Source organism: Chloracidobacterium sp. (assembly GCA_025057975.1).
Classification (GTDB): Bacteria; Acidobacteriota; Blastocatellia; order Chloracidobacteriales; family Chloracidobacteriaceae; genus Chloracidobacterium.
Genome location: JANWUV010000007.1, coordinates 104791 through 120770, shown reverse-complemented (window position 1 = coordinate 120770; position 15980 = coordinate 104791). Strand labels below are relative to the sequence as shown.

14 protein-coding genes are annotated in these 15980 nt (G+C 62.6%); 7 read left to right on the top strand and 7 right to left on the bottom strand.

The annotated features are described in order from the left end of the window. Positions 1-333: 333 nt before the first annotated feature. A complete protein-coding gene (locus NZ585_07885; protein ID MCS7079956.1) occupies positions 334-3087 on the bottom strand; it encodes an HAD-IC family P-type ATPase in 2754 nt (917 codons plus the stop codon). Positions 3088-3194: 107 nt separating this feature from the next. Between NZ585_07885 and NZ585_07880 the strand changes: the two genes are divergently transcribed. From NZ585_07880 to ggt, 7 genes are all read left to right on the top strand, one after another. Beyond that, complete coding sequence (locus tag NZ585_07880) at positions 3195-3365, top strand: hypothetical protein (GenBank protein MCS7079955.1); 171 nt, start codon at positions 3195-3197, stop codon at positions 3363-3365. After that, a complete protein-coding gene (locus NZ585_07875; protein ID MCS7079954.1) occupies positions 3365-5458 on the top strand; it encodes an MFS transporter in 2094 nt (697 codons plus the stop codon). The genes NZ585_07880 and NZ585_07875 overlap by 1 nt, the downstream gene beginning before the upstream one ends. A gap of 68 nt (positions 5459-5526) precedes the next feature. Next, on the top strand, positions 5527-6156 hold the full coding sequence (locus tag NZ585_07870; GenBank protein ID MCS7079953.1) for a hypothetical protein: 630 nt from the start codon (positions 5527-5529) through the stop codon (positions 6154-6156). Positions 6157-6260: 104 nt separating this feature from the next. Then, on the top strand, positions 6261-6653 hold the full coding sequence (locus NZ585_07865; GenBank protein ID MCS7079952.1) for a carboxymuconolactone decarboxylase family protein: 393 nt from the start codon (positions 6261-6263) through the stop codon (positions 6651-6653). Then, positions 6650-7606, top strand: a complete 957-nt coding sequence (locus NZ585_07860; GenBank protein ID MCS7079951.1) for an esterase family protein — start codon at positions 6650-6652, stop codon at positions 7604-7606. The genes NZ585_07865 and NZ585_07860 overlap by 4 nt, the downstream gene beginning before the upstream one ends. Further along, positions 7603-8571 (top strand): ChaN family lipoprotein, encoded by a 969-nt coding sequence (locus tag NZ585_07855; GenBank protein ID MCS7079950.1) that lies wholly within the window; start codon positions 7603-7605, stop codon positions 8569-8571. The genes NZ585_07860 and NZ585_07855 overlap by 4 nt, the downstream gene beginning before the upstream one ends. A 34-nt stretch (positions 8572-8605) precedes the next feature. Next, complete coding sequence (ggt, locus tag NZ585_07850) at positions 8606-10336, top strand: gamma-glutamyltransferase (GenBank protein MCS7079949.1); 1731 nt, start codon at positions 8606-8608, stop codon at positions 10334-10336. A 464-nt stretch (positions 10337-10800) separates the two neighbouring features. On the opposite strand, the gene NZ585_07845 is transcribed toward ggt, so the two are convergent. The 6 genes from NZ585_07845 to NZ585_07820 all read right to left on the bottom strand — a co-directional run bounded on the left by NZ585_07845 (position 10801) and on the right by NZ585_07820 (position 15896). Then, a complete protein-coding gene (locus NZ585_07845) occupies positions 10801-11322 on the bottom strand; it encodes an HAD hydrolase family protein (protein MCS7079948.1) in 522 nt (173 codons plus the stop codon). Continuing rightward, complete coding sequence (locus tag NZ585_07840) at positions 11306-11836, bottom strand: SET domain-containing protein-lysine N-methyltransferase (protein MCS7079947.1); 531 nt, start codon at positions 11834-11836, stop codon at positions 11306-11308. Before NZ585_07840 ends, NZ585_07845 begins: the two co-directional genes overlap by 17 nt. Positions 11837-11908: 72 nt before the next feature. Further along, positions 11909-12583 carry a hypothetical protein gene (locus NZ585_07835; GenBank protein MCS7079946.1) on the bottom strand — a complete coding sequence of 225 codons (675 nt, stop codon included), beginning with the start codon at positions 12581-12583 and terminating at the stop codon, positions 11909-11911. 100 nt (positions 12584-12683) lie between these two features. Further along, positions 12684-14048: a replicative DNA helicase gene (gene dnaB, locus NZ585_07830; GenBank protein ID MCS7079945.1), complete on the bottom strand. Its 1365-nt coding sequence runs from the start codon at positions 14046-14048 to the stop codon at positions 12684-12686. Between the two features lie 158 nt (positions 14049-14206). Further along, positions 14207-14542, bottom strand: a complete 336-nt coding sequence (locus tag NZ585_07825; protein ID MCS7079944.1) for a hypothetical protein — start codon at positions 14540-14542, stop codon at positions 14207-14209. A gap of 100 nt (positions 14543-14642) precedes the next feature. Beyond that, positions 14643-15896, bottom strand: coding sequence for a M20 family metallopeptidase (locus NZ585_07820; protein MCS7079943.1), 1254 nt, complete (start codon positions 15894-15896; stop codon positions 14643-14645). Between the last annotated feature and the right edge of the window lie 84 nt (positions 15897-15980).

Here is a 15980-nt window from a genome sequence, read left to right as displayed (position 1 = left end):
TCTGCGTCGCCGCTACCTGCAGGTTCCTCCATCGCAGAAGCCGGGTCATGCTCACCTAAGGCTACTCCGTTGGCGCTCATCGTTGGACTGTAGATGCTGTCTGCTGCGCAGGCTGGAAACCGGCGTTAGCTACGGCGGGGATCATCCTCGACGGAAGAGCGACAGCGTTTACTGTTTTCCCGCCGAAAGGCACGGCGACGCCCGCTCATCACAGAAAAGTTCAGGTTTTTCGGCGCGAAACGCCGCTGAACTTCAAATGTAGCCTGCTCTGTTGTCTCGGAAAGCACCCTCGGTTAGCTGGGTGGGATGACGTCAATTGCCTCTGCATCAGTCTCAGGCCGCCGTTGGGGTTTCCCGAACCGGTGCGTGCTCCTGTTCAAGGCGTTGCCGACGTTTGTAAATCTCCATTACGATGAACACGATGGTCGCCAACGCGCCCAGCCCCAACCATTTGTCCAACGACAGCGGTTCGAGGCGCAAGATCGCCTGCATCACCGGCCAGTTCATCGAGAGGATGTGAATGGCCAGCGCCGTCAGCGCCCCACCGACCAACACTGGATTGCGCCGCCATGAAATCGTGAACGCCGACGCCGTCTCCGACCGGCAGGTGAGTACGTAGAAAAACTGAATCAGCACAAAAAACGCCAGCAGGATGTTGCGCGCCGCCGTGACTTCAACTCCTGTCTGCATCAGGTACACCCACAGCCCAAAGCAGAGGATCGCCATCGTGACACCGCCCAGCAGAACGCGCGTCATCATCCGCCGGTCGAAAATCCCTTCCTTCGGATCACGCGGCGGTTGCTGCATCGCGCCGGGTTCTCCCGCCTCAAACGCCAGCGCCACGTCCTGAATGCCGTTTGTGACAAGGTTGAGCCATAACCACTGGACGGCTGACAACGGCATCGGCAGCGCCAGCGCGACTGTCCCGCCGATGAGAATCAGCGACGCTGCGCCGGTCGAGATCAAAAACCATGTCACCTTGCGGATGTTGGCGTAGGCATAACGCCCCTCCTCAATGCCAGCGACGATAGAAGCGAAATTGTCGTCGGCGATGATGATCTGCGCCGCTTCCTTGGCGACATCCGTACCTGACCCCATCGCCACGCCAATGTTGGCTCGGTTGAGCGCTGGCGCATCATTGACGCCGTCGCCGGTGACAGCCACGACTTCGCCGCGCGCCACCAGCGCGTCCACAATCGCGAGCTTTTGGTCGGGCGTAACGCGGGCAAAGACACGCACCTGCGGGTGCTCATCCAGCCACCGGCCGAGCTGCTCGCGCGGCACCGCCGCCAGTTCCTGACCAGTGACCGTCTGCTCCTTGGTTTGCGCCAGACCTAACTCACGCGCAATCGCCAGTGCCGTCAGCGGATGGTCGCCGGTAATCATCATCACCTTGACGCCGGCGCGTTGTGCGCGGGCGACGGCGTCCTTGACCTCCGGCCGCAAGGGGTCAATAAAACCTACCAACCCGACAAGCGCCAGACACTTGACCTTTTCTAGGTCGGCCGGTGTCTCAACTGGCGTTTCAACAGCGCCGTGCGCAATGGCGAGCACGCGGTAGCCTTCAGCCGCCAGTGCATCCGCTTGCCGGACGACGCGCTCAAGGTTGAGCGCCTGCTCGCCCTGCGCTGTTTCCATCGTCCGGCAGAAGCCTGCGACGACCTCCACCGCGCCTTTGACCGCTGCGTGCGTTTGGTCTCCGACGCGGTAGGCGACGGCGGCATAACGACGTTCGGACTCAAAGGGGATTTCCGCCAGCGGCGGATGCGCTTGGCGTTCAGCGTCCGGCGTCAATCCGAGCTTGTAACCCAGCGCCAACAACGCCACGTCCATCGCGTCGCCGCTGTGCCGCCAGCCGCTCTCCGTGCGCGTCAGCGATCCCTCATTGCACAGGACGGCCGCGCGCGCCAGCCGGAGCAGTCTTTTGCGTTGCATGTCATCAAGCGGCTTGCCGCCGGCTAATGTGACCTCGCCCTCGCCGTTGTAGCCCTGTCCATGCGCCTCACAGCGTTGTCCATCGGGCAATACGATGACCTGTGCAGTTTGCTCATTGAGCGTCAGCGTTCCGGTTTTGTCGCTGGCAATGACCGTACAACTGCCCAAACTCTCCACCGCCACCAACCGCCGTGCAATCACCTTGCGGTTCGCCATCCGCGCCGTAGCGATGGACAGCGCCACTGTCAGGGCGACGGGCAATCCTTCGGGGATGGCGGCCACCGCTAGCCCGACCATCACCATAAACACCTCGCGGACGGGCAACCCTTGGAAGACCGACACGACTCCCAAGACGCACGAACAAGCGAGGATGATGAAGCCGACCTGATGCGAAAATCGCTCCATCCGTACCAGCAGCGGCGGTTTGGCGCTCGCCACCTCAACCAGCGACTGCGCAATGCGTCCGACTTCCGTGCGCGTTCCAGTCTCAACCACGACGCCCATCGCACGTCCGGTGACGACCAGCGAACCGGCGAAGACCATGTTGAGTCGGTCACTCACGGGCGTCGGTTCGGGTAACACCGCCACCGACTTGGTGATTGGCATAGATTCTCCCGTGAGCAGGGCTTCATCTACGCCGAGGTTGGAAACCTGAACCAAACGCACGTCCGCCGCTACTTTGTCGCCGGCTTCTAACAAAACGATGTCACCCGGCACGAGGTCTTCGGCGGAAACCGACAAGGCCTCGCCGTTGCGCCGGACGCGCGCACGAATCTCAAGCAGGTTTTGCAGGGCGTGGGCGTTTTGCTCCGCCTGCCATTCCTGATACGTCCCGATAATGGCATTGAGGACAACGACGCCGAAAATGAACCCTGCATCCTTGAAGTCGCCAATCGCCAGCGCCACCACACCAGCAATGAGCAGAATATAAATGAGTGAATTTGCGAACTGGTGCAGAATGACCACCCACAGCTTCGGCGGCGGCTTGGTCGGAAGGAGATTGCGTCCATATTGACGCTGGCGGGTCTCAACTTCGGCAGTGGTCAGCCCGTTTGCGTTCGTCGCCAGTCGGTCATAAATGTCATGCGTCGCCAGTGCATGCCACGGAGTGGTTGGTAAGGGGTTTTTCGTTGCCGAAGCGTCACGCCGCATCAGGCATCCTCCATCAACTTCGGGGTGAAAGCGCGTTGGGCTGCGGTGAAACTGGGTGATATTTCGGGGACGGCCGGGGCGAGCCGTTCCCCAATGTTTTCATCCTAATGCACGGATCAAACGCTGACGCCACCGAGCGGGAGCATTTTTCAGCCGCGTCGCCGCCGTCCGCCCCGCCCCAGGACGCCGAACAGGGCGGTGATCCGGTTGCCAAACAAAAGGTTGTTTGGGATGGTACGGCGCGCGAACGTCCTTCCCGAAATGAGATGGTTTTCTGATGCGTCATCCCGGAAGCCGTGAGATTGTGGCCTACTGGGCGGTGTGTCTGCTGATCTTGGCGGCCCTTGTGGATTCCCAGCTCATCGGCGCCATCGCCCCCGGCGTTGCGGCTGGGTTGGGGGCGTCCAAATCGGCCGTTGCGCAAAGCGCCGGTGTGTATTCACTCGCCAACGCCGCGACAGCGTTTTGGTTGGTCGGCCCAGGGCGAACACTGCGCCCGACACGCGGCTTGCCGTTGGCGGGGCTGCTGGCCGTGGCGGCGGCGCTGACGGCCGCCCTCGCGCCGAACATATGGGTGTTTTACTTGGCGCGGGCTGCGGCCGGTTTCTCCGGCGGACTGGTGTCGGCGCTGGCGATTGCGGCGCTGGCCAACGCTTCAAGTTACGCTGCGCGCGGCGTGCAAATGAGCGGCGTGGCGGTCAGTTACTTCTTGGCACCAGTCATCGGCGTTCCACTGGGCGCGTTTCTGGTCGGGCGCTTCGGCTGGACGGCGGCGTTCTGGTTCGCAGCAGCGGCGGCGGCCGTCGCGGGTGGGCTGGTGCTGCGGTTTCCGCTCCCGGCAACTCAAACGTCATCCGGCGCGCAGGTCGGCGGCGTCCGCGACCTGTGGCGCATGGCGACACGCTCCCGCTCGCATGGGTTGGCGCTCATCAGCGCGGCGTTCGTCTCCGGCGGTCTCGTCGCCTTCTCGGCTTTTCTGGGGACGTGGCTTTCCGACGCCTTCCGCGCCGACGAGTTCCGCATCGGCATGCTGTTCGGCGTGACGGGCGTCGGTGCCGTCGGCGGCGGCTTCGTCGGCGGCAAGTTGGCCGACCGCTACGGCAAGCGACGGGTGGCGGTGCTCGCCAATGGGTGGATGGCGGTGGGACTGCTGCTGGTCCCGACCTTCGCTTGGACATGGGGACTCCATCTGGCGACGGCGTTCGCCGCCTTTTGCGCTGCCGCGCGTGTCGCCCCGCTTCAAGCTCTGACGACGGAACTGGTCGCTCCGCATGAGCGCCCGGCTTTCATCGCCTTGCGCAACGGCTTCTCCCAACTGGGGATTGTCGCCGCCGTCGTCCTCGCCGGGCTGGTTTATTCGTCCGGCGGCTTCTTGGCGGTCGCGGCTGTCTGCACTGGCCTCACCATCGTCGCCTGGGCTTGCTTGCGCAATCTGGACGACCCGCAAACGGGACGCGCTGTGGTGGACCCACCAAAGCTACGTCTCTACCCGCGGTTGTTGCGGCGTGTCGCCGCGTGGCTGCTCATCATCGGGTTGGGACTCCCCTACCTTGCCGGCGTCGCCGTCACCAAAGCACGGACGCGCCCTGATGAACGTCGCCGCACGGATACGCCGGCGGCGCTGGGCGCGCAATATGAGGATGTTAGGTTTGAATCTTCCGGGATTCCGCTCACTGGCTGGTATTTGCCGGCACGGACACGGCAGGTCACCATCATTTTGACTCACGGGCTGTTTCGCTCGCGCTATGAAATGTTGGAGCGCGGTGTGGCGCTCTGGAAGCTCGGCTACGGCGTGCTGCTGTACGACGTACGCCGCCACGGTAAACACCGGGGCGAGTTCTGCACCGTCGGTTATGTTGAGCGCCGCGATGTACGGGCAGCCGTTGAGTTTGTCCGGCGGCGTGCGCCCTACGACCGGATTGTGCTGCTAGGCGTCTCTATGGGCGCGGCGGCAAGCCTGCTGGCGGCGGCTGAAACCCCGGAAGTCGCCGCCGTCGTCAGCGACAGCAGCTTTCGTTCCTTTCGGGACGCCGTTAGCAACGACGTACGCTATTTGGGGTTGCCCCACTGGCCGCTAGCCCCGGTGCTGACCTATACGACCGCGTGGCGGATGGGCTTCGCCGTTGGCGACTTCGACCTAGAGCGCGTCGCCCGCCGCATCACCGTCCCAATCCTATTCATCGGCGGCGGACGCGACCGGCGCATGCCGGTTGAAACCACGCTTGAACCGCTTTACCGTGCGGCACGGCACCCGGCCAGCCGCAAGCTGGTCATCGGCGGCGCGGCGCACGGCGAAGCCTACGCCGTCTCGCCCCAGCGGTACATCGAGGCTATAGACGGCTTTCTTCAGCAGGCAGTCATGATACCGTAGGTAAGCGCAGCAGCGCGTCCGACGCGCCGCCTCTGAATCTCAAAACTCTCACGCGAGGAAGAGACACCATGACACCTGTTCGCACCGGAACTCTGGCCCTAGCCGCCCTACTTGGTCTCGGCCCGGTCGTCACGCATTCGCCGACCACCACCCTGGCGGCGGCCGTTCAGGAAGGGATGAATACAGGCGAGAACGATCCACGCAAGGCGACGACGATTCAAACCGCCTCCGCTAAGCTGGGTAATGTCGCCGATGCCGTCACTGTACGCTACTTGAATCTGCCGTGGGGAGCGCAGACGTTTGGCTACATCGAAAACGGCGGCAACCAGTTCTACAGTACGCGCACATGGCCCATCGCGCACCTGACGCTCAAAGCGCGGGCGAAGTTCTTCGGCCGTGAGTTTGATCCCGGCGATTATGTCCTTGTTATTGTGCCGAAGGGTCTCGCCCACAAGATGGGCATGCAAGTACGTAGCTTCCAGCCAAGCGGTGACAGGGGGACGTTTCTTGTCCCCGGCAACGTGTTTACGGAGACGCCGGATGGCCCCATCCTCGCCTCGCGTCCAGTGGAGTTCAAGCCCGGCGCGCCTCAGAGCGACGCTATGCGGATTTCGCTAGTAGCCAAGAAGAACATGGTCGAAATGACCATCAACTACGGTGACCGCTCGTTTACGGAAAAGCTGACACTGGTGAAGTAACCGACCGACGGTGAATGGCGACTCGCCGCCGGACCAGGCTTGCTCCACTGTCCAAGATGCATTTTGGAGACGCCCCGGCGTCTCCGTCCGCTTAGGGAATGATCATGCCTGATGTCAACGAACCATTGATTCCAACCTCCGGCGACGCGCCGAGCAGGTCGTATTCCATGCTTGAGCCGCGCATGAAAAAAGTGTACGGCGCGTACTACAAAGAGCTGTACTACACGCCGGAGCGGCGCGTTCTTGATCCGAAAATTCAGGAACTCATTTCAATTGCGGCGTCGCTCGTCGCCAAGTGCGAGGGCTGTCTTGACGGTCATATGAAGAAGGCGCTCGAACTTGGCGCGACGAAGGAGGAAATCAGCGAGACGATTTGCATCGCGGCGGCTATCAATGCGGCGGCGATGATTGACATGTCGGATCGCTGCGCCGAACGGCTCAACCTCAATCACTTCCCCAACACGCCGTCCGCCGCGTCCTCTTCCAGTGCGTCATGAAGCCGGTGGTCATTAGCGTCGCCCTTCTATGGCTGGCCGGCTGGGTGGGGACAGTGGGCGGCGCGGCGGCGGATGGGCCGGATGGCCACGCTGCATCGCCCGGCGTGGTTGAGTACGGGACGTTTCGTTCGGAGAGTCTAGGACGCGACGTACCCTACGCCGTCTCGCTGCCGCCGTCATACGCCGCGTCGCCGGAGCGCCGCTACCCGCTGGTGATTTTCCTGCATGGGATGTTCAACGACGAACGTGACTGGGAAACGCGCGGCGTACAGGCGGCGCTTGACGCGCTCCGCGAAAAAGGACGGGTCGGCGAATTCATCGTCGCCATCCCGCGCGGCGAAAACAGCTTCTACATCAACGCCAAGCAGGGCGACCGGTATGAAGACGCCATCGTGCGGGATTTTCTACCCTTTATTGAGCGGCGTTACCGAACGCTCGGCGTCCGCGAAGGGCGAATGATTGCAGGCATTTCGATGGGCGGCTACGGCGCGCTGCTGATCGCCTTCAAGCACCCGACGCTGTTTGCGGGCGTCGCGGCGCACTGCGCGGCCATTTTCACGGAGCCGCCGCGCCCGCCGCAGTCGGCCGAGGATCGCATCGGCGCGTGGCGCTACAGCCTGGCGACCAAACTCTACGGCGACCCGCCGGACGCCGCGTTTTTCGAGGCGCATAGTCCGCTCGCCATAGCGCGGGCGCAAGCCGACGCCATCCGGCGGCTCAAGATCTACTTTGATGTCGGAACGGAAGACCGTTACCGTTTTGATGTCGGCAACCAACGGCTGCACGAAACACTGGAGGCGTTGAACATCCCGCACGAGTTTACGCTTGCGCCCGGTGGTCACGGCTGGGCTTTCTTGACGGCGCGGAGTGAACCGGCATTCACCTTTTGCTGGCGTACGCTGTCCCCGGCCGTGTCCGGCCGGTCGGCGCAGCGACCGGAGAAACGACTATGAGGGTGTGGGGACGCAGACGACGACTCCAGCGGCTGGTTCTGTGGGCGGCGAGTCTGAGTTGGCTGGCGAGTTGGCTGGGAGGACTGAGTCAACCTGTGTACGGACAATCTACAACGCCGGCGTATCGTCTGTACAAACCCGACGGCCAGCCGGCGACGCTCGACGACTTGGTTGGGGCGCTGGCCCGCACGGAGGTGGTCTTCATTGGCGAGTCCCACGACGACCCCGGCGCGCATGCTCTGCAACTCGACCTGCTGCGCGCGGCCTACGCCCGCTACGGCGCGGACGCCGCCGTGGATAAGCGGCAGGTCGTGCTGTCGCTGGAAATGTTTGAGCGCGACGTACAACTTGTACTGGACGAATACTTGGCCGGCTTGATACCCGAAAATCAGTTTCTGGCATGCAGCCGGCCGTGGAACAACTACCAGAGTGATTATCGTCCGTTGGTGGAGTTCGCCAAAGCGCACCAACTCCCCGTGGTGGCGGCGAATGCGCCGCGCCGCTACGTCAACTTGGTCGGCCGCGAAGGGCGCGAGGCGCTGACGAAGCTCTCCGCGCCGGCGCGCGCCTTTCTGCCGCCGTTGCCCTACGGGTTGGCCTCAGAAGCGTATGAGGCGAAGTTCCGGCGACTGATGACCGACCTGCACGGCGCCGGCGGCGGGACGCATCCCACGTCGAATCTTTCGCGGATGCTGGATTCACAGTCGCTGTGGGACGCGAGTATGGCGCATGCCATTGCTGAAACGCTGGCGCGCGTCCCACACCCTCTCGTCGTTCACATCAACGGTCGCTTCCACAGCGAGGAAGGGTTGGGCGTCCCGGAGCATCTTGCCGCCTATCGCAAAGGGACGCGCATGCTGATTGTGACCGTCGTGGCGGAGGAGGCCGACCCAGAAACTTTTGATGCGGCGCGCTACGGCAAACTGGGCGATTTTGTAGCGTTGAGCGTCAAGCCCAAGCCGTGACCACGGCCTAAGGATATGACGGTAGGAAGATGAGATGAGAATTTGCTCACCCTATTCGCGGTTGTGGACGGCGCTGTGGTGCGCCGTCGCCCTGGTCAGCGCAGCGTCGCCGCCGGCCGTCGTCCGTGCGCAAGTGGCGCGGCAGCCGGTGCGCGCCCCTAAAGCGATGGTGGCGTCGGCGAGCGCCATAGCGTCACGGGTCGGCGTGGACATTCTCCAACGCGGCGGCAATGCCGTGGACGCCGCCGTCGCCGTCGGACTGGCATTGGCTGTGACGTTTCCGGTCGCGGGCAACCTTGGCGGCGGCGGGTTTATGCTCATTCGGATGGCCGACGGCCGGACGACGGCGATTGACTACCGTGAAACCGCTCCGGCTGCTGCGCGCCGCGACATGTACCTTGACGCGGACGGCAACCACGTGGTGGAGAAGTCCACAGTGGGCTATGCAGCGGTCGGCGTGCCCGGCACGGTGGCGGGTTTTGACTTGGCGCTGCGCAAGTACGGCCGGCTCAAATGGGCGCAGGTCGTCGCTCCGGCGCGACGACTGGCGCGCGAGGGATTTCCGGTGAGCTACGCTATGGCGCAGGGTCTGCGGATCGCCGAACGTTTGGCGCGCGATCCCGAAAGTCGGCGAATTTTCCATCGGAACGGCAATTACTACGCGGAAGGCGAGATTTTCCGTCAGCCGGAGTTGGCGGATACGTTGGAGCGGCTTGAACGGCGCGGCCCACGTGAGTTTTACGAAGGCGAAACCGCCCGTCGGATTGCCGCCGCCATGGCCGCCAACGGCGGCCTTATCACGTTGGACGACCTGAAGCGTTACCGCCCAGTCGAGCGCACGCCGTTGCGTGGGACGTATCGGGGTTATGAAATCGTGACGTTCCCGCCGCCCAGTTCCGGCGGCGTCGTCTTGCTCAATGTCCTCAACCAACTTGAGGGCGACGATTTGGCGGCGTTAGGTCCCGGTTCATCCGAGGCGAGTCACTTGCTAATTGAGGCTCTGCGACGGTCGTTCGCCGACCGCGCTGCGCTCATGGGCGATCCGGATTTTGTGCAGGTACCGGTAGACATGCTCATTTCTAAGAGCTACGCCAGGGAACGGCGTGCAACGATTGATCCGAATCGTGCGACGCCGAGCGCCGCCGTCCGAGCGGGGCCGGAAGCGCCAGTGTCAGAGGCGGCAGAAACCACGCACTTCACAATTGTGGACGCTGAAGGCAACATTGTGGCGAACACCTATACGCTCAACGGCCCGTACGGCGCTGGCGTGACGGTACCCGGCACGGGTGTTCTGCTCAACAACGAAATGGACGACTTCACCGCCAAGCCCGGCTCGCCGAACGCCTTTCAATTGATTCAGGGTGAAGCCAACGCCATTGCGCCGGGGAAGCGGCCCTTGTCTTCGATGACGCCGACGATTGTTCTCAAGGACGGCAAGCCATGGTTTGCGGTTGGCAGTCCGGGCGGGCCGACCATCATTTCCACGGTGATTCAGATCATCATCAACGTTATTGATCACAAGATGAACTTGCAGCAGGCGATTGATGCGCCACGTTTGCATCACCAGTGGCTGCCAGATGTCGTGATGTGGGAGCCGTACGGGATGACAGCAGACACACGCCGCGCTTTGGAAGCCAAAGGTCATCGGTTGGATGTCATACCGCGTTACAACGGCGACGCTGAAGGCATCATGATTGACGCGACCGGCGTCAGACTAGGGGCGTCCGATCCGCGCAACCCGGACGCGCTGGCGATTGGCTACTAGAGTTGCTTCCGCGTGAGTCAAGCGACGCGCCGGCGAACTGTTTCAACGGTTTTGGGAGGTAGCTTGCCGCCGCCTCCCAATTGCAGGGCAGGGATAAATCACAGTGACGCGCGGCGCATTCGCCTCAGGCCCAGAGTCCCCGCCGCCCACGGCGGGCTGTTTTGCCTGACGCGCCGCTCCTGCGGCTACGCACATCGTTCAGCAAGCCGAAGTGGCGTGTTTTGCCGCTGGGCCTGCGTTTTGTCGCGCCGAACCGGAGGCGGTGAGGACGACACGGATTGTTCCGTCCGCCTGCCGACTGGTCCCGGTTCCCAACTTGTCGGGCCGTTCGGCCAGACGGTTTCACTGCGCGTCAGTTCGCCAAACTGCGGGCCTGGTCAGCGGCCAGCCGGTGCAGTGCGCTCGCGTCGCTCTAGTCGCTATCCCGGTGGCGGTCGGCGTCGGCGGCTGATGGAGCGTCATGGTCAGGCTATGAATAAAAACTCAGCCTTCCATTTGTCCTGCGCTTTCAGAATTAGCTCAACAACCTCCCGTACCGCGCCGCGTCCGCCGGGGCGGGTCGTCACGTAGTGGGCGACCTGCTTGACTTCTGGGACAGCGTTAGCGACCGCCACCGCCAGCCCTACCCGTTCCATCACCGGCACGTCCGGCAGGTCGTCCCCAATGAAGGCGACGGCTTCGGGCGGAAAGCCATGCGCCGCCATCAGTTCAGTCAGACGTTGCGCCTTGTCGTCGGCCGCCTGACAGAGAAACTCAACGCCGGTTTCGCGGGCGCGCTGCTCCAACGCCGTCGAACGCCGCCCGCTGATCACCCCCGTCCGCAGCCCCGCCCGCCGGGCGAGTTTGAGACCATGGCCGTCCTGCGAGTTGAAAGCCTTGAACTCTGTTCCGTCCGGTAAAAGGTAGATGAAGCCTTCGGTCAGGACGCCGTCGCAGTCCATCAGCAGCACCTCAATACGGCGCGCGCGGTCATAGACGGTATCCATGGAAACGTTCCTTAGGCGGCGTGAAAACTTGTGTAGACGCCGGCGACGCAGCGGCCGCTCCCGGACGCGGGCCAACCAGCGTCCCACGGCATGTCGCCGCCCCACAGTAACAGGGATAATCGCGTCGCCACGTTTCCGGGTCGCCCCCCACCACCTGCAAATGGTAGTCCATCGTCAACTCCGCCCCCGGCTCAATGTCGGTCAACGCCTCAATAAACACCCGCCCGTTGGCGTCCTGCACGCTTTCACAGTTGGGTTCGCAGGCGTGGTTGATGTAACGGGCCAGATTGCCGAAGCGACCGCCGTCCAGCATCGTCTGCTCGTCAATGATGAAGAGAAACGTGTGGGTGGTGTACTGCAGTTTGCGCGCGTACCGTCGGTCGGCCTCGGCGCGGCTGATCCGCTCGCCCTTGTATTCGATGATGCGCGTTCCCGCCTTGATGAATGTCGTGGCGAACACGCCCCACCCATGGATCGGAGAACGCCGTACTTCGCACAAATGATGCCGCTGCATAGGAAACCGCTCGGAAACAGTGCGGGAACAAATTGCGGGAGCGATGGGGACGCTTCTTCAACGGCGGGCGCGTCAGGCCATGGGGAGCGTAGAGCCACCGCTCGGTTGCCAGCAAATCCGAAACCGACACTCGGCGGCGCCTTCGCGCCGGCAAGCTGTCACCGTCACGTCGGGGTTGACGCCGCCGCAGAGTTCAACGGCGCGGCGAAAGTAACCAATCCCGGATTGGCAGTACTGTGACGGCGGCGGCAGGTCATAGGCCAGACAAACCGTGCCAGCGCGTACTGGCCCGGTCGTTTGTTCCGGTTCGTAGCGCGCGCTGCCGAAGGTCTGGAACGTTGGGGAAACGACGGCCGAAAGCCGTAAGAAACCGTCCACATCCCGCTGGACGAGACTTTCATACGTGCCGCCGATGTTGAGTTCGGCTGAAAACGCGCCTAAAGCTTCCACGACATCGGGCGTCGTGTCGCCCAGCGCCGCAGCAATCGCCGCATCTAGCCGCATCAGTAACCCAAGATCATACCATTCGCCGACAAACACTGTTTTAGTCAGCGTTGCGCGATCGGCTTCGTCAAGGTCGTTGAGGATGCGCTTGAGCGTGGCAATCCCATGCTTCATTTGCAGATACAGCAAGCGCGATTTAATCAAACTACCCTGAACCTTCCAGTGCCGAACGGCGGCGAGTTGCGCCGCGCGCTCTTCGCTGGTGACAGGGCGGCAGCACAGCGGTCGTGACCGAACATCCATAAACCAAACTCCCGAAAAACAGTGCGGCCATTAGGGATGACCGCTGAACAGCCGTCGCGCGTCCGTCTCCGACCCTGCACCGGCGGCGCACGACGGCACTTCATAGAGGTTCTTCCCAGAAGTTGTCAAAGCGAGTGCAGGCTTTGATAAACGTCAAATAAACCGTGCCGGTCGGCCCGTTGCGTTGCTTGGCGACGATAAGTTCAGCTCGCCCGGCGTTGTCCTCCGTCGGGTTGTACATCTCTTCCCGAAAGATGAAGGCCACCACGTCGGCGTCCTGTTCGAGGCTGCCGCTTTCGCGCAAGTCAGACAGCAGCGGCCGGTGGTCGGCGCGCATTTCGGAAGCGCGACTGAGCTGCGAGAGGGCGATGAGCGGAACGTTGAGCTCCTTGGCCAGCCCTTTGAGGTCACGCGAAATCTGCGAAACTTCGGTTTGCCGGTTTTCCGCGCGTCCGCGTCCGCGGACGAGCTGGAGATAGTCCACAATCAGGAGGTCAAGCCGCCCCTGCCGAGCTTTGAGGCGGCGCGCTTTGGCGCGCATTTCGGCGACGGAAACCGCCGGCGTGTCGTCAATGAAAATCTGCGCCTGCGTTAAGACGGCCAGCGCCTCAGCTAATCGTTTCCATTCATCGCGGTTGAGATAGCCGCTGCGCAGCCGCTGGGAGTCCACGCGGCTTTCAGCGCACAGCAGGCGCATCACGAGCGATTCCTTAGACATTTCCAGTGAGAAAATCCCAACGCACTTGCCCTCGTTGACCGCCGCATGTTGCGCGATGTTGAGACAAAACGCCGTCTTGCCGGCCGAAGGACGCGCCGCGACGATGATGAGATCGGAAGGTTGTAATCCATTGGTCAGCCGGTCGAAATCCGTAAAACCCGTGGCCAATCCTGTCAGGCGGTGACTGTGTTCCTGCGCGGCTTCCACACGGTGCAACTGGGTGCGGGCGACCTCGGCGACAGGGACAAAGCCGCCCCGAATCCGTTCTTCGCCGACTTCAAAAATGTCGCGCTCCAGTTCTTCCAAAATGGCATGGGCTTCTTTCTCTCCGCGTTGGCAGGCGTCAATCCCTTGCCGACAAACTTCCAGCGCCCGCCGCAAAAGGGCTTTATCTTTGACTGTCTTGGCGTAGGCTTCGAGGTTCGACGGTAGGGCGTAGGCGTCCAGCAGCGCCGAGAGCGCCGGAATGCCGCCGATATCGTCAAGCTGATTGCGTCGGCGGAGCACGGTCGCTAGCGTCGTCGGGTCAATTGGTTGATTCTGTTCCGCCAGTTCGCGCATCGCGTCGAAAATCTGCTGGTGGCTTCGTCGGAAAAAATCCTCCGGCTTGAGCAGTTCGAGCGCCGCGTAGCACACCTCGTTGTCAAGCAGAATCGAAGCCAGCACGCTCCGCTCGGCGTCCAGATCGTGCGGCAGCAGGTAATCGGGCGCTGATAAACCCTCGCTCTTACTCGTGCGTGCAGACATGCGGCGAAAGCAGCGGACGCTAGGCGAACCGCCGAACGGCGTCGCCGGGTGCGAATTGACTGGTGAAGCTTGGCGGAGGCACACCCGGGCGCGCCTTCCGCCAAACGCTCAACGGCGGCCGGTGAGCGCCAAACGCTGCGGCGACCGGCGGCGGAACCTTACTGCGGATACGCTGGTGGATGGAATTCTTCCGGGAACAACGGCGTGACGTTGACGCTCCAGTAGGCGTCGGAGCGGTCGAGGCTTCCCACCGCCACGATCACAAGGTGGTTCATCCCAACCACCAGCGTTCCGACGGAACCAATAATCAAAAAGCCTTGCGCCTCAAGGGCTTCGCGTGCCGGGAGCGTTTTCTTGTCCAGAAAGGGCAGCGCAAAGCCGTCCTGAACAGCCTGCCGCCAGCGCGACAGCAGAGCGAAAGCGTAGGGTTCAAGTCCGGCAATGGCAAGGGCTTCGGCCTTGGGGAACGTGGCTTCCCAGTACTCCATGTTCATGGCCGTCACCTCACAAACGCCCAATCGGCGTCGCATTGGGGGGCAAGCTTAGAAGGTCAGCCGCCGACGTGCGCCCGGTTACAGGCCTTGTGTGACGGAGCTATGACGCGAGGAAATCCAGCGCCAACGCCGTCATCGCCCGTACGCCGACGCCAATGCAGGCTTCATCCACCGCAAACTGAGGCGTATGGATGTCGCCGCCAATCCCGGCAGCCTGATTGGACACGCCTAGCGAGTAAAACATAGCCGGCGTCTCACGCGCAAAGTAAGCGAAGTCTTCCGCTCCCATGCGCGGCGCATGCTCAACGACCCGCTCGCTGCCGACGACCCGTTGCAGTGTGGGTAGCATGCGCTTGACGAGCGCGGCGTCGTTGACTAGCGGAGGAACAAGGCGTTCGTACCGGATGTCGCAGGTTGCGCCGCTGCCCGCCACGGCGTTAGCGACAATCTGGTGGATCAAGGCTTCGGTATCCACCCGCACGGTTTCGTCAAACGCCCGCACCGTGCCCTCCAGAACCACCTCGTCGGCGACAATGTTGTAACGCCGCCCGCCCTGCATTTTGCCGACGGTCAACACCATCGGCTGCTGGGCGTCGATCATGCGGCTGCGAATCGTCTGGAGCAGCATGACGACGGTGGAAGCGACCACAATCGCGTCCACGCCCCGGTGCGGGTAGGCCCCATGCGCCATCTTGCCCCGAATCGTGATGGTGAAACGGTCACAGCTCGACATCATCACGCCCGCGTTGTAGCCAAGTCGCCCGACTTCAAGCGGCGGATAGCAGTGCAGCGCAAAGATGGCGTCGGGAGGCGGCGAGCCGAGCGCGCCTTCAGCAATCATGAGTTTGGCCCCGCCTTCCTCACCCGGCGGCGGCCCTTCTTCAGCCGGTTGGAAAAAGAATTTGACCGTGCCGGAAAAGTGCCGGCGCAAGCGGTGCAACACTTCGGCCGTGCCAAGCGCCACGGTCATATGGATGTCGTGGCCGCAGGCATGCATGACGCCCGGCGTTGCGGATGCGAAAGGAAGCCCCGGCGGTTCGTCAATCGGCAGGGCGTCCATATCGGCCCGAACGCCAACAATCCGACCGGGCTGCCGCCCATGGATGGTCGCCACAACGCCATGGTGGGCGATATTGGCGCGAATGTCCGTGATGCCAAGTTCTTGGAGACGATGGACAAGGTAGCGTGCCGTCCGTACTTCGCGGTTTGACAGCTCCGGGTGCTGGTGCAACTCCCGGCGGATAGCGATCAAGCGCGGTTCGATTTGTGCAACCAGCTCGGCGACGAACTGATCTCGCGCATGGGGCGACTCAAAAAGGCGATATGATGATGAAACAGTCTCCGCATCCGGCATGGGCTCTCAAACAGCATTCCTGCAAGAAATACTGAGATGGTAATCTTGCCAGCGGCGGTTGAAAACCATGCTTTGCCAAGTTTG

Excerpts from the sequence above, each read along its gene's own strand:
- NZ585_07860 (MCS7079951.1), top strand. The coding sequence starts at position 6,650 with ATGAAGCCGGTGGTCATTAGCGTCGCCCTTCTATGGCTGGCCGGCTGG.
- NZ585_07845 (MCS7079948.1), bottom strand. The coding sequence starts at position 11,322 with ATGGATACCGTCTATGACCGCGCGCGCCGTATTGAGGTGCTGCTGATG.
- NZ585_07865 (MCS7079952.1), top strand. The coding sequence starts at position 6,261 with ATGCCTGATGTCAACGAACCATTGATTCCAACCTCCGGCGACGCGCCG.
- NZ585_07820 (MCS7079943.1), bottom strand. The coding sequence starts at position 15,896 with ATGCCGGATGCGGAGACTGTTTCATCATCATATCGCCTTTTTGAGTCG.
- NZ585_07885 (MCS7079956.1), bottom strand. The coding sequence starts at position 3,087 with ATGCGGCGTGACGCTTCGGCAACGAAAAACCCCTTACCAACCACTCCG.
- NZ585_07840 (MCS7079947.1), bottom strand. The coding sequence starts at position 11,836 with ATGCAGCGGCATCATTTGTGCGAAGTACGGCGTTCTCCGATCCATGGG.
- NZ585_07880 (MCS7079955.1), top strand. The coding sequence starts at position 3,195 with ATGCACGGATCAAACGCTGACGCCACCGAGCGGGAGCATTTTTCAGCC.
- NZ585_07835 (MCS7079946.1), bottom strand. The coding sequence starts at position 12,583 with ATGGATGTTCGGTCACGACCGCTGTGCTGCCGCCCTGTCACCAGCGAA.
- NZ585_07870 (MCS7079953.1), top strand. The coding sequence starts at position 5,527 with ATGACACCTGTTCGCACCGGAACTCTGGCCCTAGCCGCCCTACTTGGT.
- dnaB (MCS7079945.1), bottom strand. The coding sequence starts at position 14,048 with ATGTCTGCACGCACGAGTAAGAGCGAGGGTTTATCAGCGCCCGATTAC.
- ggt (MCS7079949.1), top strand. The coding sequence starts at position 8,606 with ATGAGAATTTGCTCACCCTATTCGCGGTTGTGGACGGCGCTGTGGTGC.
- NZ585_07875 (MCS7079954.1), top strand. The coding sequence starts at position 3,365 with ATGCGTCATCCCGGAAGCCGTGAGATTGTGGCCTACTGGGCGGTGTGT.
- NZ585_07855 (MCS7079950.1), top strand. The coding sequence starts at position 7,603 with ATGAGGGTGTGGGGACGCAGACGACGACTCCAGCGGCTGGTTCTGTGG.
- NZ585_07825 (MCS7079944.1), bottom strand. The coding sequence starts at position 14,542 with ATGAACATGGAGTACTGGGAAGCCACGTTCCCCAAGGCCGAAGCCCTT.